Annotated in this window: 16 protein-coding genes; 11 read left to right on the top strand and 5 right to left on the bottom strand. The window is 60.4% G+C overall.

Going from position 1 to position 19,269, the window contains the following annotated elements; translation table 11 throughout:
- Window positions 1–35: 35 nt before the first annotated feature.
- Window positions 36–2,477: a penicillin-binding protein 1A gene (locus tag D882_RS0104325; protein ID WP_371258937.1), complete on the top strand. Its 2,442-nt coding sequence runs from the start codon at window positions 36–38 to the stop codon at window positions 2,475–2,477.
- Between the two features lie 140 nt (window positions 2,478–2,617).
- Here D882_RS0104325 and D882_RS0104330 read toward each other — a convergent pair whose 3' ends face one another.
- From D882_RS0104330 to rpmE, 3 genes are all read right to left on the bottom strand, one after another.
- Window positions 2,618–3,886, bottom strand: coding sequence for a malic enzyme-like NAD(P)-binding protein (locus tag D882_RS0104330; protein ID WP_027922102.1), 1,269 nt, complete (start codon window positions 3,884–3,886; stop codon window positions 2,618–2,620).
- 182 nt (window positions 3,887–4,068) lie between these two features.
- On the bottom strand, window positions 4,069–4,869 hold the full coding sequence (locus tag D882_RS0104335; protein WP_032833435.1) for a thermonuclease family protein: 801 nt from the start codon (window positions 4,867–4,869) through the stop codon (window positions 4,069–4,071).
- Window positions 4,870–4,883: 14 nt separating this feature from the next.
- Window positions 4,884–5,117, bottom strand: a complete 234-nt coding sequence (rpmE, locus tag D882_RS0104340; RefSeq protein ID WP_027922104.1) for a 50S ribosomal protein L31 — start codon at window positions 5,115–5,117, stop codon at window positions 4,884–4,886.
- A gap of 293 nt (window positions 5,118–5,410) precedes the next feature.
- Here rpmE and D882_RS0104345 point away from each other — a divergent pair, with 293 nt between their 5' ends.
- On the top strand, window positions 5,411–7,630 hold the full coding sequence (locus D882_RS0104345; RefSeq protein WP_027922105.1) for a primosomal protein N': 2,220 nt from the start codon (window positions 5,411–5,413) through the stop codon (window positions 7,628–7,630).
- A 60-nt stretch (window positions 7,631–7,690) separates the two neighbouring features.
- Here D882_RS0104345 and D882_RS1000000133085 read toward each other — a convergent pair whose 3' ends face one another.
- Window positions 7,691–7,813 (bottom strand): hypothetical protein, encoded by a 123-nt coding sequence (locus tag D882_RS1000000133085; protein ID WP_256218298.1) that lies wholly within the window; start codon window positions 7,811–7,813, stop codon window positions 7,691–7,693.
- On the opposite strand from D882_RS1000000133085, the gene argS reads away from it, so the two are divergent.
- The 9 genes from argS to D882_RS0104395 all read left to right on the top strand — a co-directional run bounded on the left by argS (window position 7,812) and on the right by D882_RS0104395 (window position 18,280).
- Complete coding sequence (gene argS, locus D882_RS0104355) at window positions 7,812–9,548, top strand: arginine--tRNA ligase (RefSeq protein WP_027922106.1); 1,737 nt, start codon at window positions 7,812–7,814, stop codon at window positions 9,546–9,548. The genes D882_RS1000000133085 and argS overlap by 2 nt on opposite strands.
- A 1-nt stretch (window position 9,549) precedes the next feature.
- Window positions 9,550–10,257 carry an SPOR domain-containing protein gene (locus D882_RS0104360; RefSeq protein WP_027922107.1) on the top strand — a complete coding sequence of 236 codons (708 nt, stop codon included), beginning with the start codon at window positions 9,550–9,552 and terminating at the stop codon, window positions 10,255–10,257.
- A gap of 232 nt (window positions 10,258–10,489) precedes the next feature.
- Window positions 10,490–11,020, top strand: coding sequence for an ATP-dependent protease subunit HslV (gene hslV / locus D882_RS0104365; RefSeq protein ID WP_007899242.1), 531 nt, complete (start codon window positions 10,490–10,492; stop codon window positions 11,018–11,020).
- A 55-nt stretch (window positions 11,021–11,075) separates the two neighbouring features.
- On the top strand, window positions 11,076–12,416 hold the full coding sequence (gene hslU, locus D882_RS0104370) for an ATP-dependent protease ATPase subunit HslU (RefSeq protein ID WP_027922108.1): 1,341 nt from the start codon (window positions 11,076–11,078) through the stop codon (window positions 12,414–12,416).
- A gap of 79 nt (window positions 12,417–12,495) precedes the next feature.
- Window positions 12,496–12,867, top strand: a complete 372-nt coding sequence (locus tag D882_RS0104375; RefSeq protein WP_027922109.1) for a gamma-butyrobetaine hydroxylase-like domain-containing protein — start codon at window positions 12,496–12,498, stop codon at window positions 12,865–12,867.
- Between the two features lie 257 nt (window positions 12,868–13,124).
- Window positions 13,125–14,804: a class II poly(R)-hydroxyalkanoic acid synthase gene (gene phaC, locus D882_RS0104380; RefSeq protein WP_027922110.1), complete on the top strand. Its 1,680-nt coding sequence runs from the start codon at window positions 13,125–13,127 to the stop codon at window positions 14,802–14,804.
- A 147-nt stretch (window positions 14,805–14,951) separates the two neighbouring features.
- Window positions 14,952–15,806 (top strand): poly(3-hydroxyalkanoate) depolymerase, encoded by an 855-nt coding sequence (gene phaZ, locus D882_RS0104385; RefSeq protein ID WP_027922111.1) that lies wholly within the window; start codon window positions 14,952–14,954, stop codon window positions 15,804–15,806.
- 110 nt (window positions 15,807–15,916) lie between these two features.
- Complete coding sequence (phaC, locus tag D882_RS0104390) at window positions 15,917–17,599, top strand: class II poly(R)-hydroxyalkanoic acid synthase (RefSeq protein WP_027922112.1); 1,683 nt, start codon at window positions 15,917–15,919, stop codon at window positions 17,597–17,599.
- 60 nt (window positions 17,600–17,659) lie between these two features.
- A complete protein-coding gene (locus D882_RS0104395; RefSeq protein WP_027922113.1) occupies window positions 17,660–18,280 on the top strand; it encodes a TetR/AcrR family transcriptional regulator in 621 nt (206 codons plus the stop codon).
- A 107-nt stretch (window positions 18,281–18,387) separates the two neighbouring features.
- On the opposite strand, the gene D882_RS0104400 is transcribed toward D882_RS0104395, so the two are convergent.
- Window positions 18,388–19,260 carry a phasin family protein gene (locus tag D882_RS0104400; RefSeq protein ID WP_027922114.1) on the bottom strand — a complete coding sequence of 291 codons (873 nt, stop codon included), beginning with the start codon at window positions 19,258–19,260 and terminating at the stop codon, window positions 18,388–18,390.
- Window positions 19,261–19,269: the final 9 nt, after the last annotated feature.

Consider the following 19,269-nt stretch of genomic DNA (forward strand, 5'->3'; position numbering starts at 1 on the left):
CATTCATTCTTTGCCCTGGATGTCCAAAAGCCTTGATTCGTCTGCTGAAATTTTTCGGTTGGTCCATCGTCGCCGTTTTCTGCGGACTGCTTCTGGGTCTGAGTGGCGCCTTTCTTTACCTTAGTCCCGGATTACCGTCCGTGGAGGCGCTGAGAAGCATCCAGTTGCAGATTCCTTTGCGGGTCTACAGCAGCGATAACAAGTTGATCGCAGAGTTTGGCGAAATGCGCCGTACTCCGATCCGTTTCGCCGACATTCCCCCCAATTTCATTAATGCGTTACTAAGTGCTGAAGACGACAATTTCGCCAACCACTACGGCGTCGACCCCAGCAGCCTGATGCGTGCGGCGACCCAATTGGTCAAGAGCGGGCACATTCAATCCGGCGGCAGCACCATCACCATGCAGGTCGCGAAAAACTTCTTCCTGACCAGCGAACGCAGCTTCTCGCGCAAAACCACCGAAATTCTCCTGGCCCTGCAGATCGAACGACAGCTGACCAAGGACGAGATCCTTGAGCTGTACGTCAACAAGATCTACCTGGGCAACCGCGCCTACGGCATCGAAGCCGCCGCGCAGGTTTACTACGGCAAATCGATTCGTGACGTCAGCCTCGCCCAGATGGCGATGATCGCCGGCCTGCCAAAAGCCCCGTCGCGCTTCAACCCGCTGGCCAACCCGGCCCGCAGCAAAGAGCGCCGCGACTGGATTCTGGGGCGCATGTACAAGCTCGGGAAAATCACCGAAGCCGACTACACCACGGCGATCAACGAACCCCTGAACGCCAGCTATCACGTGCCGACGCCGGAAGTGAATGCACCGTACATCGCCGAAATGGCCCGGGCCGAGATGGTCGGGCGTTATGGCAGCGACGCCTATACCGAAGGGTTCCGCGTGACCACGACTGTGCCGAGCAATCTGCAGGAAATGGCCAACACCGCGGTTCACGAAGGCTTGATGACGTATGACCAGCGCCATGGTTATCGCGGCCCCGAGTCGCGCCTGCCGGGCAAGACGCGCGAGGCCTGGGCTACCGAGCTGACCAAGCAACGCACCATCAGCAGCCTTGAACCCGCCATCGTGACTCAGGTCGACAAAAACGGCCTGCAAGTGATGACCCGCACCGGTGACGAACACGTCGGCTGGGATAGCATGAAGTGGGCGCGTCCGTTCCTGAACACCAACAGCATGGGCGCCAATCCGAAGCAGCCTTCGGATGTGGCTCAAGTCGGCGATCTGATTCGCGTGCAGCGTCAGCCGGACAACTCGCTGAAATTCAGCCAGATTCCGCAGGCGCAGGGCGCACTGGTATCCCTTGATCCGCAGAACGGCGCCATTCGTTCGCTGGTCGGCGGTTTTGCGTTCGAGCAGAGCAACTACAACCGCGCCTTGCAGGCCAAGCGCCAGCCAGGCTCGAGCTTCAAACCGTTCGTCTACAGTGCGGCGCTGGACAACGGCTACACCGCCTCCAGCCTGGTGAACGACGCGCCGATCGTGTTTGTCGACGAATACCTGGACAAGGTCTGGCGCCCGAAGAACGACACCAACACCTTCCTCGGCCCGATCCGTCTGCGCGAGGCGCTGTACAAGTCGCGTAACCTGGTGTCGATCCGCTTGCTGCAAGCGATGGGCGTCGGCAGGACAATCGACTACATCACCCGCTTCGGTTTCAACAAGCAGGACCTGCCGCCCAACCTGTCCCTGGCACTGGGCACCGCGACCCTGACCCCGATGGAGATCGCCACGGGCTGGAGCACCTTCGCCAACGGCGGCTTCAAGATCACCCCGTACATCATCGACAAGATCGAAAGTCGCAACGGCGACACGCTGTTCGTCGCCAACCCGCCGAGCGTTCCTCAGGGCGACGCAGCGTCCAGCGGCATTGCTGCCCCGGCCGCGCAGACCTTTACAGTCAACGCGACACCGGGTGAGGCGCCAGCCGCTCCGGGCACCGCGCCGCAAACGCCGGCCGTTGCCGAACGCATCGTCGATGGCCGCACGACCTACATCCTCAACAGCATGCTGGAGGACGTGATCAAGCTCGGCACCGGCCGTCGCGCACTGGCCTTGGGACGTGGCGACATTGCGGGCAAGACCGGTACGACCAACGAATCCAAGGACGCGTGGTTCTCCGGCTATAACGCCGACTACGTGACGACGGTCTGGACCGGTTTCGACCAGCCTGAAAGCCTCGGCCGCAAGGAGTTCGGCGGCACCGTCGCGCTGCCGATCTGGATGAGCTACATGGGCGCCGCCCTCAAAGACAAGCCGCCGCATACGCAGCCAGAGCCGGAAGGCATCCTGAGCCTGCGGGTCGACCCGGTCAGCGGTCGTGCCGCCAGCCCGGGCACGCCAGGCGCGTACTTTGAACTGTTCAAGGCCGAAGACACGCCACCGTCGGTGAATGAGCTGGGCAACGGCACAGCGCCGGGCAGCCCGCTGCCAGCGGATGAAGCGGCACCGATCGATTTGTTCTAGAGAGACAGCTACAGGTTTCAAGCTGCAAGCCACACGCTGAAGCAAGAGCCGCATCGCTTTTAACTTGCAGCTTGTAGCTTGCCGCTTCAAGCCCATAAAAAAACCCAGCACTTGGCTGGGTTTTTTATGGGCGGCTGCTTTTATCCGTTGAACACGTCATCCACGCTTTTCAGCGGGTAGTTCTTCGGATATGGCAGGGTCGCTACGCCGGTCTCGATGGCAGCCTTGGCCACCGCATCGGAGATCAGGGTGATCAGGCGGGCATCCATTGGTTTCGGAATGATGTACTCACGGCCGAATTCCAGTTTGATACCGCCGTAGGCGTCGCACACTTCCTGAGGAACCGGCAGCTTGGCCAGTTCACGCAGGGCGTTGGCCGCAGCCACTTTCATTTCTTCGTTGATGCGCTTGGCGCGAACGTCCAGGGCACCACGGAAGATGAACGGGAAGCCCAGCACGTTGTTGACCTGGTTCGGGTAGTCCGAACGGCCGGTGGCCATGATCACGTCGTCACGGGTGGCGTGAGCCAGTTCCGGGGAGATTTCCGGGTCCGGGTTGGAGCACGCGAACACGATCGGGTTGGCCGCCATGGATTTCAGGCCTTCAGCGCTCAGCAAGTTCGGACCGGACAGGCCAACGAACACGTCTGCGCCTTGCAGGGCGTCTGCCAGGGTGCGCTTGTCGGTCGCGTGAGCGAAGACAGCCTTGTACTGGTTCAGGTCGTCACGGCCGGAGTGGATCACGCCGGTACGGTCAACCATGAAGATGTTTTCGATGTTGGCGCCCATGCTCACCAGCAATTTCATGCAGGAGATGGCCGCCGCACCGGCGCCCAGGCAGACGATCTTGGCGTCAGCGAGGGTTTTGCCGGCGATTTCCAGGGCGTTGATCATGCCGGCCGCGGTAACGATCGCGGTGCCGTGCTGGTCATCATGGAACACTGGAATGTCACACTGCTCGATCAGAGCGCGTTCGATTTCAAAACACTCCGGTGCCTTGATGTCTTCCAGGTTGATGCCACCGAAGGTGATGGAGATGCGCTTGACGGTGTCGATGAAGGCTTGCGGGCTTTCGGAGTCGACTTCGATGTCGAAAACGTCGATGCCGGCGAAGCGCTTGAACAGCACGCCTTTACCTTCCATCACAGGCTTGGAAGCCAATGGGCCGAGGTTACCCAGGCCGAGAATCGCGGTGCCATCGGAAATGACTGCAACCAGGTTGCCTTTGCCGGTGTATTTGTAGGCCAGCTCAGGATCGCGGGCGATTTCGCGTACTGGTTCGGCTACGCCGGGGCTGTAGGCCAGCGACAGGTCGCGGGCAGTAGCGGTGGCCTTGGTGAGCTCGACGCTCAGCTTACCTGGACGAGGATGGGCATGATATTCGAGAGCGGCAGTTTTCAAATCAGACATGGGGGCATTCCGCTTTTACTGTTGGACAGACTGGTCAGCGAGGATACGCGCCTCGCAAAATCCCCACAAGACTGACCGGTCACCCCTGTCAAGCGCCCTGCCCTACGACTTTGGGCCAAGAGCCGCGGAACACAAGGGATGGACTGTTCACAATCGACAGCAAAAATGTCTACAATTTTTTCTTAGCGCGCGATTTGCAGCATCGACGGATCGGTGAGCGGCAGAAGCCAGCGCGCCTGTCCGGATTTCAACCCACCGCGACGGGAACGATCCACTACCCAGCCACGCGCCTCGATCTGCTTGCCTTCCAGGTTTTCCAGCGCCGGGACATCGAACTGCCCGAGTAAATTGGGTGCAACACGCAATACAACTGAATCCTGCAACTCGATCCAAATCCCACCGCGATTGCGCTGAACCTTGCTCACACGTCCACTGAGCACGGCGAAACCGGAAGCGTTGATCTGCTCTGCTTTCAGTACAGGTGATTGCCGCCACAGGCCAAGGCCGGCCTGACGGGCACTGCGTTCGGCGGATTGCTGGCAGCCGACCAAATCGACATTCGGCGCGACTGCCACTTGGAAACCGAGCCCTTCTGCGAGCATCTGCGCTTCGAGATTGGCGCCATCGGCGCTATAGACATGAGCCAGAGTGCGACCGTAATGGTCCTTGCTCTCCTTGCCGGGCAACAAGCCGACCCGTCCATCGCTGGCGGCCACCAACGCTTCCAGGCGTTTGCGCGCGGCCACGGCGAACGGCTCGTCGGAACGCCCCTTTTTGCCCAGCTCCGGGGTGTTCAGACCGATCATGCGCACACTGCGGCCATCGTCGAGGCGCAAGGTGTCGCCATCCACCACTCGCTGCACCATGACCGACTCCAGTGCGCTCGGCGTCGGACAAAAGGCGTGGGCGCCGGACAGCCAAATCGCGGACACAAAAAAGGCGCCCGCGAGGGACGCCTTTTTCAACAGCAAGGAAAAGCCCATCGGGCCCTTCAACCTTACTCTGCAGCAGCTGGTGCTTTGGTTTTGCCAAAAGCGCCAAAACGGTCTGCGAAGCGCTGTACACGACCGCCAGTATCCAGAGTCTTCTGCTTACCGGTGTAGAACGGGTGGCACTCGTTGCATACGTCGATCGCCAGAGGCTTGGCCAGGTTCGAACGGGTTTCGAACTTGTTGCCACAGCTGCAGGTAACTGCGGTGACTTCGTATGTTGGATGGATATCGGCTTTCATGGTGTCTTCCTCGGGCTAGCGTGCCGCCACTCAACACTATTGTTGAATACCGCACGTAATTAGGCCGCGGATTCTACCAGACATTGCCAATCGCGCAAGCTGTCGCTGAGACCGACCGTCTGCTAGGCTCCCGACCCAAAGCGCCGTCCCGTGCAGGAGCGAGCCTGCTCGCGAAGAGGGTGTGTCAGCCCAGCATTTGTGGTGCCTGACACACCGCCATCGCGAGCAAGCTCGCTCCCACAGGGTATGCGCCCGGTTTTTCATTTATTGCCCGCCCAAAGAGAATCCCCCGCGTGCCCGACGCCATTTTGCGCCTCGCCCTGCCTTCGCCGCTGCGCCGCCTGTTCGATTACCGTGCCCCGGCCGGAGTCCTGCGTGCCCAGCTGCAACCGGGCATGCGCCTGCGGGTGCCGTTCGGTCGACGGGAAATGATCGGAATTCTGGTGGAGGTCACCGACACCAGCGAAGTCCCGGTAGAAAAGCTCAAACCGGCGATCGCCCTGCTCGACGCCACGCCGCCACTGCCGCCCGCACTATTCAAGCTGTGCCTGTGGACGTCCCAGTATTATCAGCACAGCCTCGGCGACACCTTGAGCTGGGCGCTGCCGGTGTTGCTGCGTCAGGGCGAACTGGCCGAAGCGCGCCAGGAACGCTTCTGGTCCGCCGCACCGGGCGCCAGCCTGGATGACCCGCGCATTGCCCGCGCGCCCCGCCAGCGCGAAGCCCTGGCGACACTGGCCCAGCATCCCCACGGCGTGGCGCATCAGTTGCTGAGCAAACTGATGCTGAGCAAGGACAGCCTGGATTTGTTGCTGGCCAAAGACCTGGTCCAGGTCGAAATCCGCAAACACGCCCCCGGCGCACGCCACGAGCACTGGCTGGCGCAACCGGAATTGCCACTCAACCCGGAACAACGCGCCGCGTATGAAGCGATTCGCGCCGGGTTCGACAGCTATCATGCGTTTCTGCTGGCCGGCGTCACCGGCAGCGGCAAGACGGAAGTCTATTTACAGCTGATCCGCGAAACCCTCGAGGCCGGCAAGCAGGCGCTGGTGCTGATCCCGGAGATCAACCTCGGCCCGCAGACCCTGGCGCGTTTCGAGCAGCGCTTCAATGCGCGCATCGCGCTGATTCACTCGGCGGTTAACGACCGAGAACGCCTCGAAGCCTGGCTTGCCGCGCGGGACGGTGACGCCGACATCATTATCGGCACCCGCTCGGCGCTGTTCACGCCGATGAAAAACCCCGGTCTGATCATCATCGATGAAGAGCATGACGGCTCCTATAAACAGCAGGAAGGCTTGCGTTACCACGCCCGCGATCTGGCACTGGTCCGCGCCCGCCAGGAAAACATCCCGATTGTCCTCGGCTCCGCCACACCCTCACTGGAAAGTCTGCACAACGCCTACACCGGCCGTTACGGCCTCCTGCGGCTGAACGAGCGAGCCGGCGGCGCCAAGCAGCCACGCTTCCTGCGCCTGGATGTCAAAAGCCGCCCGCTGGACAGCGGCATTTCCGGGCCGATGCAGCAAGCGATCGGCCAGACTTTGGCCGCTGGCCAGCAAGTATTGGTGTTCCTCAACCGTCGCGGTTTTGCGCCGACGCTGTTGTGTCACGACTGCGGCTGGATGTCCGAATGCCAGCGCTGTGATGCGCGGATGACCGTGCACCAACGCTCCGGCGAACTGCGCTGCCATCATTGCGGCTACGTCGAGCGCGTGCCTCGGCGTTGCCCGAAATGCAGCAAAGTCGATTTGCGCCCCGTGGGTGCTGGCACCGAGCGCGCCGAGGAACGGCTGGCGATTCTGTTCCCGGACGTCCCGGTGTTGCGGGTCGACCGTGACAGCACATCGCGCAAGGACGCGATGAATCAGCTGTTCGCCACCATTCAGAAAGGCCAGCCGTGCATATTGGTCGGCACGCAAATGCTTGCCAAAGGGCATCACTTTCCGCGGGTGACGCTGGTGTCGATTCTCGACGCCGACGGCGGCCTGTTCTCCGGCGACTTCCGCGCCAGCGAGCGCATGGCGCAGTTGATCGTTCAAGTGGCCGGCCGCGCCGGACGGGCGGAAGAGCCGGGCAGAGTGATTATCCAAACGCACCTGGCAGACCATCCGCTGCTGGTGCAACTGACCGAGCAAGGATATTTCGCCTTTGCCGAGCAGGCGTTGAGCGAACGTCGCTCCGCTGGACTGCCACCGTTTGCGCATTTGGCGCTGCTGCGGGCTGAAGCGCATAAACCGGGGCAGGCTGAAGGCTTCCTGGATGAAGCATGCAGCGAGGCCGAACGCTTGCTGGCCGAGCAGAATCTGGGTGGGATCGAGTTGCTGGGGCCAGTGCCCGCGCCGATGGAGCGTCGCGCCGGGCGCTATCGCGCACAGCTGTTGTTGCAGGCCACGGCCCGGGCGCCGCTGCATCGGTTGTTGAGCAGCTGGTTGCTGGTGCTGGAGCAGATGCCGAGCGGGCGGGCGGTGCGCTGGTCCCTTGATGTCGATCCCGTGGATTTGTATTGAATTAGAGATCGCCTTCGCGAGCAGGCTCCGGGCGGCGTTCCGACGAAGGCTGACTATTTGTCACCACATATCCATAACCTGCCCGCTATAGTTGGCAAGCCCGTCTTCGCAACGGATAATGCCCAGTTTTTCCACCAGCGCATCGAAGCGCGCACCGCGCTTGCGGTCGAAAGAGACCACCATGAAAGACACCATTCGCCAGCTGATCCAACAAGCCATCACCCAACTCGTCAACGAAGGTGTGTTGCCTGAAGGCCTGTCGCCGGCGATCCAGGTGGAAAACTCCCGCGACAAAAAGAACGGCGACTTCGCCAGCAACATCGCGATGATGCTGGCCAAACCGGCTGGCATGAAGCCGCGTGACTTGGCCGAGAAGATCATCGCTGCGCTGCCGGCTGATGAAAACGTCAGCAAAACCGAAATCGCCGGCCCGGGCTTCCTGAATTTCTTCCAGAACACTGATGCCCTGGCCACTCGCCTGGATGCCGCCCTCGCCGACGACCACATCGGCGTGCGCAAAGCTGGCCCGGTGCAGCGCACTGTGGTCGACCTGTCGGCACCGAACCTCGCCAAAGAAATGCACGTCGGCCATTTGCGCTCGACCATCATCGGTGACGGCGTGGCGCGCGTTCTGGAGTTCCTCGGCGACGACGTGATCCGTCAGAACCACGTCGGCGACTGGGGCACCCAGTTCGGAATGCTGATGGCGTACCTGCAAGAAAACCCGATCACCAGCGACGAGCTGTCGGACCTGGAAAATTTCTACCGTGCGGCCAAGCAGCGCTTTGACGAATCCGAAGAGTTTGCCGATCGTGCCCGTGGCCTGGTGGTCAAGCTGCAAGCCGGCGACCCGGACTGCCTGGCCCTGTGGACCAAGTTCAAGGACATCTCGCTGTCGCACTGCCAGAAAATCTACGAACTGCTGAACGTCAAACTGACCATGGCCGACGTGATGGGCGAAAGTGCCTACAACGACGACCTGATCAACGTGGTCAACGACCTCAAGGCCGCCGGCATGCTGGTCGAGAGCAATGGCGCCCAGTGCGTGTTCCTCGACGAGTTCAAAAACGCCGACGGCGACCCGTTGCCGGTGATCATCGTCAAGGCAGATGGCGGCTACCTCTACGCCACCACCGACCTGGCGGCCGTGCGTTACCGCAGCGGCAAGCTCAAGGCTGATCGCGCGCTGTACTTCGTCGACCAGCGTCAGGCCCTGCACTTCCAGCAAGTGTTCGCCGTGGCGCGCAAGGCCGGCTTCGTGACGCACCCGATGGAAATGGAACACATGGGCTTCGGCACCATGAACGGCGCCGATGGCCGTCCGTTCAAGACCCGTGACGGCGGCACCGTGAAGTTGATCGACTTGCTGACCGAAGCTCAGGAACGTGCCTACACCCTGGTGAAGGACAAGAATCCGGAACTGGCCGAAGCCGAGTTGCGCAATATCGCCAGGGTGGTGGGCATTGGCGCGGTGAAATACGCCGACCTGTCCAAGCACCGCACCAGCGACTACAGCTTCAACTTCGACCTGATGCTCAACTTCGAAGGCAACACCGCGCCGTACTTGCTGTACGCCTACACCCGCGTCGCTGGCGTGTTCCGCAAACTGGGCAAGGACTTCACCGAAGTCGAAGGCCAGATCGTGCTGGAAGCGGCACACGAACACGAACTGGCGGCGAAACTGGCGCAGTTCGGTGAAATCCTCAACAACGTGTCCGATAAAGGCACGCCGCACATCCTCTGCACCTACCTGTACGATGTGGCTGGACTGTTCTCCAGTTTCTACGAGAACTGCCCGATCCTCGGCGCCGACACCCCGGCGCAAATGCAAAGCCGTCTGCGCCTCGCCGCGCTGACCGGCCGCACTCTCAAGCAAGGCCTGGAACTCTTGGGTCTGGAAACTCTGGAGCGTATGTAAGTTGGCTGCCAAGAAAAAACCTGCACCCAAGCGTGGCGCCAGCCGTTACCAAGCTCCTGCAAAACAGCCGATCCCGGGCTGGCTGTGGATGGCCATCGGCCTGACGGTTGGCGCGTTCATCGTCTTCCTGATGAAACTGGAGCCCGGCAAGGGCAGCGACACGGTCAAGCGCGAGAAGGTGGAACAGCAACAGAAAGCCAAGATCGCCGAGGCCAACAAGACCCCGCCGAGCCCGACGCAACCGGTGAAGCCGAAGTACGACTTCTACACCTTGCTGCCGGAATCGGAAGTGATCGTGCCGCCGGATGCCGTGCCGGAGAAGACGCTGCCAACGCCACAAGTGCCAGCCATTCCGACCACGCCGGTGACACCAGCCGAAGCGGCGAAGATCGACACGGCGCGGGCTCAGGCCGCTCTGGCCGGGATTACGCCACCACCGGCGCCACCCGTTTCCAAAGCGGCGCCGGTGACCAAGTTCTTCCTGCAGGCCGGTTCGTTCCGCAAGGAAACTGACGCGGACAAGGTTCGCGCGCAGATCATTCTGCTGGGGCAGGCCGTGGCAGTTGAGTCAGGCACGGTGAAGGATGAAACCTGGTATCGCGTGCTGGTCGGGCCGTTCAGCAATCGCGAACAACTGACCACGGCGCAGAAACAATTGGCCGGCGCAGGGTTTAGCAACCTGTTGTTACAACAACGCCAAAGCCGCTGACTTCACGGCAGGACCGCCGCGTCATCGTTCATCGCGAGCAAGCTCGTTCCCACAGGATATGCGCCAACCCTGTGGGAACGAGCTTGCTCGCGATGGCGTCGTGATAGACACCCAATTCCCTCACAGACTCACACCGCTCGTCTCCCGCCCCATCCCGCAGTTGAAAAACGCTCCACCACCCCCATATGAGTTGGCATAAGGCATTTTCGCCCCGCTGCGTGGAGACTCTCCCTTGACCACCATCGTTTCAGTTCGCCGCCACGGCAAAGTCGTCATGGGCGGCGACGGCCAGGTTTCTCTCGGCAATACCGTGATGAAAGGCAACGCGAAGAAAGTTCGCCGCCTGTACCACGGCCAGGTTATCGCCGGTTTTGCCGGGGCCACCGCTGACGCCTTCACCCTCTTCGAACGTTTCGAAGGCCAGCTTGAGAAACACCAAGGTCACCTGGTTCGCGCTGCCGTCGAACTCGCCAAAGAATGGCGCACCGACCGCTCCCTCAGCCGCCTCGAAGCCATGCTCGCAGTCGCCAACAAAGACGCCTCCCTGATCATCACCGGCAATGGCGATGTGGTTGAGCCTGAAGAAGGCCTGATCGCCATGGGTTCCGGCGGCGGCTACGCCCAGGCCGCTGCCAGCGCACTGCTGAAGAAGACCGATCTGTCGGCCCGGGAAATCGTCGAAACCGCCCTCGGCATCGCCGGCGACATCTGTGTATTCACCAACCACACCTTCACCATTGAGGAGCAGGACCTCGCTGAGTAAGCCTGTTTTGGCCACCACGCCACGGCTCACTTTTACCTGAGGACCGCCAATTACTATGTCCATGACTCCCCGTGAAATCGTCCACGAACTCAATCGCCATATCATCGGCCAGGACGATGCCAAGCGCGCCGTCGCCATCGCGCTGCGTAACCGCTGGCGCCGGATGCAGCTGCCTGAAGAGCTGCGCGTTGAAGTAACCCCCAAGAACATCCTGATGATCGGCCCGACCGGTGTCGGTAAAACCGAGATCGCTCGCCGCCTGGCCAAGCTCGCCAACGCGCCGTTCATCAAAGTCGAAGCGACCAAGTTCACCGAAGTCGGCTACGTAGGCCGCGACGTTGAATCGATCATTCGGGACCTGGCGGATGCGGCGATCAAGCTGCTGCGCGAACAGGAAATGACCAAGGTTCGCCATCGCGCCGAAGACGCCGCCGAAGACCGTATCCTCGACGCCCTGCTGCCACCGGCTCGCATGGGTTTCAGTAACGAAGACGCCGGATCGGCCACCGATTCCAACACCCGCCAACTGTTCCGCAAGCGCCTGCGCGAAGGTCAGCTGGATGACAAGGAGATCGAAATCGAAGTCGCCGATGTAGCCGGCGTCGACATCTCCGCGCCACCGGGCATGGAAGAAATGACCAACCAGTTGCAGAGCCTGTTTGCCAACATGGGCAAGGGCAAAAAGAAAAGCCGCAAGCTCAAGGTCAAGGAAGCACTGAAACTGGTGCGTGATGAAGAAGCCGGCCGCCTGGTCAATGAAGAAGAGTTGAAGGCCAAGGCGCTGGAAGCGGTCGAGCAGCACGGCATCGTGTTCATCGACGAAATCGACAAGGTCGCCAAGCGCGGCAACTCCGGCGGCGTCGACGTATCCCGTGAAGGCGTACAGCGCGACTTGCTGCCGCTGATCGAAGGCTGCACCGTCAACACCAAGCTGGGTATGGTCAAGACCGACCACATCCTGTTCATCGCCTCCGGTGCATTCCACCTGAGCAAGCCGAGCGACCTGGTGCCTGAACTGCAAGGCCGTCTGCCGATTCGTGTCGAGCTCAAGGCGCTGACGCCGGAAGACTTCGAGCGCATTCTCAGCGAGCCACATGCCTCGCTCACCGAGCAATATTGCGCACTGCTGAAAACCGAAGGCCTGGGCATCGAGTTCCAGCCGGACGGCATCAAGCGCATTGCCGAGATTGCCTGGCAGGTCAACGAGAAGACCGAGAACATCGGTGCCCGTCGCCTGCACACCTTGCTCGAGCGCCTGCTTGAAGAGGTGTCGTTCAGCGCCGGTGACCTGGCCAGCGTCCATGACGGCAAGGTGATCATGATCGACGCTGACTACGTCAACAGCCACTTGGGCGAATTGGCGCAGAACGAAGACCTGTCCCGCTACATTCTGTAAGCCTCAAGTTGCAAGCTACAAGCGTCAAGCTTATCGAGTTAAGCTTGCAGCTTGTAGCTTTCCTCCCGAGGCTCTTCCTATGCTCCCCACCGACATCAAACTGCACAAAGCCTCGAAAACCCTGTCGCTGAAATACGCGTCCGGCGAGGAATATCACCTGCCCGCCGAGTTCCTGCGCGTGCACTCTCCCTCCGCCGAGGTCCAGGGCCACGGCAAACCCATTCTGCAATTTGGCAAGAAGAATGTCGGCCTGACCAAGGTAGAACCGGCCGGTCAGTACGCACTGAAGTTGACCTTCGACGACGGCCACGACAGCGGCCTGTTCACCTGGGAATACCTCTATGAGCTGGCGCGACGTTATGACGCACTTTGGGATGACTATCTTGCCGAGCTCAAAGCCGCTGGAAAAACCCGCGACCCAAACGAATCCGTCGTCAAGCTGATGCTCTAAGTCAGGCCTCTTGCTCTTTAGAGGGCATTTTCTAATTTCATCTGTTTGAATGCTCCGCCTCAGGGCCAATGATTGGCCCGCTTGCGAAAAAAATTAAACTCGGGTAACCAATGGATCTGGCAAGTTCCCTGCAGGCTCTCTGAACTAAAAAGCAGCGATGCAGTATTAACGGTCACCCGAGCAGTAGTACCTGGCATTGGCTGTGTGACTACCCAGTCAGGCTCAGGTACTCGTCTCAGGACAATGGAGCGTCGTAGATGAGTAACAAGAATAACGATGACTTGAAATATCAAGCCTCGGAAAACACTTTAGGGCTGAATCCTGTCGTTGGGCTGCGTGGTAAAGATCTACTGGCTTCTGCTCGCATGGTGCTCAGGCAGGCCATCAAACAACCGGTCCACAGTGCCAAGCATGTTGCCCATTTCGGCCTTGAACTGAAGAACGTGTTGTTCGGTAAATCCGAACTGCTTCCGACCCCCGAAGACCGTCGCTTCGCCGATCCGGCGTGGAGTCAGAACCCGCTCTATAAACGTTATCTGCAAACTTACCTGGCGTGGCGCAAGGAGCTCCACGACTGGATCGACGAGAGTAACCTGGCGCCCAAGGATGTCGCGCGCGGGCATTTCGTGATCAACCTCATGACCGAAGCCATGGCCCCGACCAACACGGCGGCCAACCCGGCGGCAGTCAAGCGCTTCTTCGAAACCGGCGGCAAAAGCCTCCTCGATGGCCTTTCGCATCTGGCCAAGGACATGGTGCACAACGGCGGCATGCCGAGCCAGGTCAACATGGGCGCATTCGAAGTCGGCAAGAGCCTGGGTGTGACCGAAGGCGCTGTCGTGTTCCGCAACGACGTGCTGGAACTGATTCAGTACAAGCCGACCACCGAACAAGTCTTGGAGCGCCCTCTGCTGGTGGTGCCGCCACAGATCAACAAATTTTACGTATTCGACTTGAGCCCGGAAAAGAGCCTGGCGCGCTACTGCCTGCGCAGCAATGTGCAGACCTTTATCGTCAGCTGGCGCAACCCGACCAAGGAACAGCGCGAGTGGGGCCTGTCGACCTACATTGAAGCGCTCAAGGAAGCGGTCGATGTGGTTAGCGCCATCACTGGCAGCAAAGACATCAACATGCTCGGCGCCTGCTCCGGCGGTATCACCTGCACCGCGCTGCTGGGCCATTACGCGGCACTCGGCGAGAAAAAGGTCAACGCCCTGACACTGCTGGTCAGCGTGCTGGACACCACTCTGGACAGTGACGTCGCCCTGTTCGTCGACGAGCAAACCCTGGAATCCGCCAAGCGCCAGTCCTATCAGGCCGGTGTGCTGGAAGGCCGCGACATGGCGAAAGTCTTCGCCTGGATGCGCCCCAACGATTTGATCTGGAACTACTGGGTCAACAACTACCTGCTGGGTAACGAACCGCCGGTGTTCGACATCCTGTTCTGGAACAATGACACCACCCGATTGCCTGCCGCGTTCCACGGCGACCTGATCGAGATGTTCAAAAGTAATCCACTGATCCGTCCCGATGCACTGGAAGTGTGCGGCACGCCAATCGACCTGAAACAAGTCACCGCAGACATTTATAGCCTGGCTGGCACCACCGACCACATCACCCCGTGGAAGTCCTGCTACAAGTCGGCGCAACTGTTTGGCGGCAAGGTCGAATTCGTGCTGTCGAGCAGCGGACATATCCAGAGCATTCTGAACCCGCCGGGCAACCCGAAATCGCGCTACATGACCAGCAGTGAAATGCCGGCCAAGGCCGAAGACTGGCAAGAAAACTCCACCAAGCACACCGATTCCTGGTGGCTGCACTGGCAGACATGGCTGGCCGAACGTTCGGGCAAACTGAAGAAGGCCCCAACGGTTTATGGCAACAAAACCTTCACCGCCGGCGAAGCAGCACCGGGTACTTATGTGCATGAGCGGTAACTGACACACCCCACCCTCCTGCAGGAGTCGAGCTTGCTCGCGAAGGCGGCGGCACAGTCAATGTAACTGCGTCTGCCTCACCGCTATCGCGAGCAAGCTCGCCACCTACAGGGGATCGGGGATGAATTAACCCACAGGGCCTGAAGCATGCCGCAACCGTTTATATTCCGTACCGTCGACCTGGATGGCCAGACCCTCCGCACGGCAGTACGCCCCGGCAAGCCTCACTTGACGCCCTTGCTCATTTTCAACGGCATCGGCGCCAACCTGGAGCTGGTGTTTCCGTTCGTCGCGGCATTGGACCCGGACCTGGAAGTCATTGCGTTCGACGTACCCGGTGTCGGCGGCTCGTCGACGCCGAATCGGCCGTACCGCTTTCCGGGCCTGGCAAAACTCACAGCACGGATGCTCGATTATCTCGACTACGGACAAGTCAACGTGATCGGCGTGTCCTGGGGCGGCGCCCTCGCCCAGCAATTTGCGTATGACTACCCCGAGCGCTGCAAAAAACTTGTGTTGGCGGCCACGGCGGCTGGAGCCGTCATGGTGCCGGGCAAACCGAAAGTGCTGTGGATGATGGCCAGCCCACGACGCTACATCCAGCCGTCGCACGTGATCCGCATTGCACCGATGATCTATGGCGGCGCCTTCCGTCGCGACCCCACCCTGGCGGCCAGCCACGCAGCGAAAGTCCGTTCGGCGGGCAAGCTCGGTTATTACTGGCAGTTGTTTGCCGGCCTGGGCTGGACCAGCATTCACTGGTTGCACAAGATCAACCAGCCGACGCTGGTACTGGCCGGTGACGACGACCCGTTGATCCCGTTGGTCAACATGCGCCTGCTGGCCTGGCGAATTCCCAATGCCCAGCTGCACATCATCGATGATGGGCATCTGTTCCTGATCACCCGTGCCGAAGCCGTGGCACCGATCATCATGAAATTCCTCGAGGAAGAACGCCAGCGCGCCGTGATGCATCCGCACCCGACGCCGTTGGGCAGTTAGTCGCTTCATCGGCCGGCAGGACGCCGCGCCGCGCAACAACCCACAACAGCGTCTATGGTGATCTGGTTCAGTGAGTTTGTTTTTGGCTTGAAACGAAGGAGTGTTGAGACATGCGCGACAAACCAGCGAGAGACGCTTTACCCACTCCCGCCGCGTTCATCAACGCACAGAGTGCAATTACCGGCCTGCGCGGCCGGGACCTGATTTCGACCCTGCGCAACGTGGCGGCCCACGGCTTGCGCAACCCGGTGCACAGCGCCCGACACGCCTTGAAACTGGGCGGTCAGTTGGGCCGTGTCTTATTGGGTGAAACCTTGCACGCGACCAACCCGCAGGACAGTCGTTTCACCGATCCGGCGTGGAGTCTCAACCCGTTTTATCGTCGCAGCCTGCAGGCCTATCTGAGCTGGCAGAAACAGGTTAAAAGCTGGATCGACGACAGCGCCATGTCCCCCGACGATCGCGCCCGCGCGCACTTTGCGTTTGCCTTGCTCAATGACGCCGTGTCGCCGTCCAATACCCTGCTCAATCCGCTGGCGATCAAGGAAATCTTCAATTCTGGCGGCAACAGTCTGGTGCGCGGTATCAGCCATCTGGTCGACGACTTCCTGCACAACGACGGCCTGCCCCGGCAAGTCACCAAGCAAGCATTCGAAGTGGGTAAAACCGTCGCCACCACGACCGGCTCGGTGGTGTTTCGCAACGAGCTGCTGGAGCTGATCCAGTACAAGCCAATGAGCGAAAAACAGTATTCAAAACCGCTGCTGGTGGTACCGCCGCAGATCAACAAGTACTACATTTTCGACCTGAGCCCGCATAACAGCTTCGTCCAGTTCGCCCTCAAGAACGGCCTGCAGACGTTCATGATCAGTTGGCGCAATCCCGATGTGCGCCATCGCGAATGGGGGCTGTCGACCTACGTCGAAGCCGTGGAAGAAGCGATGAATGTCTGCCGGGCGATCACCGGCGCGCGCGAAGTGAACCTGATGGGCGCCTGCGCTGGCGGGCTGACCATCGCCGCGCTGCAAGGTCACTTGCAGGCCAAGCGACAGCTGCGGCGGGTGTCGAGCGCGACCTACCTGGTGAGCCTGCTCGACAGTCAGATGGACTCCCCGGCAACGCTGTTCGCAGACGAACAGACCCTTGAAGCGGCCAAGCGCAAGTCCTATCAGAAAGGTGTGCTGGATGGTCGTGACATGGCCAAGGTGTTCGCCTGGATGCGCCCCAACGACTTGATCTGGAGTTATTTCGTCAATAACTACCTGCTCGGCAAAGAGCCGCCCGCGTTCGACATCCTCTACTGGAACAACGACAACACGCGGCTGCCGGCGGCCTTTCACGGCGATCTGCTGGACTTCTTCAAACACAACCCGCTGAGCCACCCGGGCGGCCTTGAAGTGTGCGGCACGCCCATCGACTTGCAGAAAGTCACCGTCGACAGCTTCAGCGTCGCAGGCATCAATGACCACATCACGCCGTGGGACGCGGTGTACCGCTCGACTCTGTTGCTGGGTGGTGAACGACGCTTCGTGCTGTCCAACAGCGGCCACGTGCAGAGCATCCTCAACCCGCCGAGCAACCCGAAAGCCAACTACGTCGAAGGCGCAAAATTGAGCAGCGACCCACGCGCCTGGTATTACGACGCCAAGCAAGTCGACGGCAGCTGGTGGACGCAATGGCTGGAGTGGATTCAGCAACGTTCCGGCGCGCTGAAAGAAACCCACATGGCCCTCGGCAATCAGAACTATCCACCGCAAGAGGCAGCACCCGGTACTTACGTGCGTGTGCGCTGACGTTCAACCCTCCACGGCCGGCGTTGGCCGTGGCACTGACTCGATCATTAAGAAGACTGGATGAAAACCCGCGACCGGATTCTCGAATGTGCTTTGCAGTTGTTCAATCAGAAAGGCGAACCGAACGTCTCCACCATGGAAGTTGCCAACGAGATGGGCATCAGCCCTGGCAACCTCTACTACCACTTTCACGGCAAGGAGCCGCTGATTCTCGGGCTGTTCGAGCGCTTCCAGTCTGAACTGGCGCCGCTGCTCGACCCTCCTGCCGATGTGGAACTGGCACCGGACGATTACTGGCTGTTCCTGCACTTGATCGTCGAACGGCTGTCGCATTACCGGTTTCTGTTCCAGGACCTGTCGAACCTCGCCGGACGCCTGCCAAAGCTGGCCAAGGGCATACGCAACCTGCTCAATGCGCTGAAGCGCACACTGGCGTCATTGCTCGCGCAGTTGAAGGCTCAGGGGCAATTGGTCAGTGATACGCAGGCGTTGGGGCAGTTGGTGGAGCAGATCACAATGACGCTGCTGTTCTCGCTGGACTACCAACGGATTCTTGATCGTGAGGGTGAGGTGAGGCTGGTGGTGTACCAGATCATGATGCTGGTGGCGCCGCACTTGCTGCCGCCGATCAAGGTGGCGACGGAGCAGATGGCGCTCCAATATCTGGAAGAACACGAGTAAACCTGAGACCGCCGCTCCCACATTGGATTGGCGGTGTTCTGGAGAATGGGTTCACCAACAAAAACGCCCGACCTTGGCAGGCCGGGCGTTTTTTTGAGCCCTGAAAATCAGGACTGACTGGTTGGCGTCGTTGCTGGCGCTACAGTCGGGGTTACGGCAGGGGTCGGCGCGGTTGCAGAGTTCGATGCGCTGACCGGGGCGGCCGGGGTTGCCGGTTTGGCAACAGCAGCCACTGCTGGTTTTGGTGCGGCGGCTTTCGGCGCTGCCGGTTTTTTCACCGCTGGCTTCTTCGCTGCAGCAGGTTTTGCTGCTGGCTTGGCGGCCGGTTTGGCAGCTGCGGTTTTGGCAGCTGGTTTAGCCGCTGGCTTGGCGGCTGCTTTAGCGGCAACCGGTTTAGCCGCTGGCTTGGCAGCAGCAGGTTTTGCTGCGGCAGTTTTGGCAGCAGGCTTGGCCGCTGCTTTCGCAGCAGGTTTGGCAGCCGGTTTAGCGGCGGCTTTGGCCAGTGGCTTGGCAGCGGTTTTAGCCGCTGGCTTGGCCGCTGCGGTTTTCGCCGCAACAGGCGCAACCTTGGCACCGGTGAGTTTTTCGATTTGCTTGGTCAGGGTATCGACCTTGCTGTGCAGTGCTTTCACTTCGTTGCGGCTCGGGACACCGAGGCGCGAAATGGCACTGTTCAGGCGCTTGTCGAAAGCCCCTTCCAGCTCATCCCATTTGCCCAGCGCGCGATCTTTAACGCCAGTGATGCGCGACTTGGCCGACGAAGCAGAATCCTTGGCGGCGTCGACTTTCTTGCCAACAGCGTTCTTGGTGAGCTTCTCGGCTTTCTCGCCGTCTTTGACCAATGTATCGAAGAGCTTGCTGCCGTCAGTGTCGATCTTCGAGTACACGCCTAAACCAGCCAGCCAGATTTTGCGGGAGTAGTCTTCGACTTTCCCGATCCACGAGCTGCCTTCTTTTTCGGTGTTCTTTTTAACAGCCATCCCGTTCTC

The organism is Pseudomonas sp. URMO17WK12:I12 (genome assembly GCF_000514395.1).
Lineage (GTDB): Bacteria > Pseudomonadota > Gammaproteobacteria > Pseudomonadales > Pseudomonadaceae > Aquipseudomonas > Aquipseudomonas mucoides.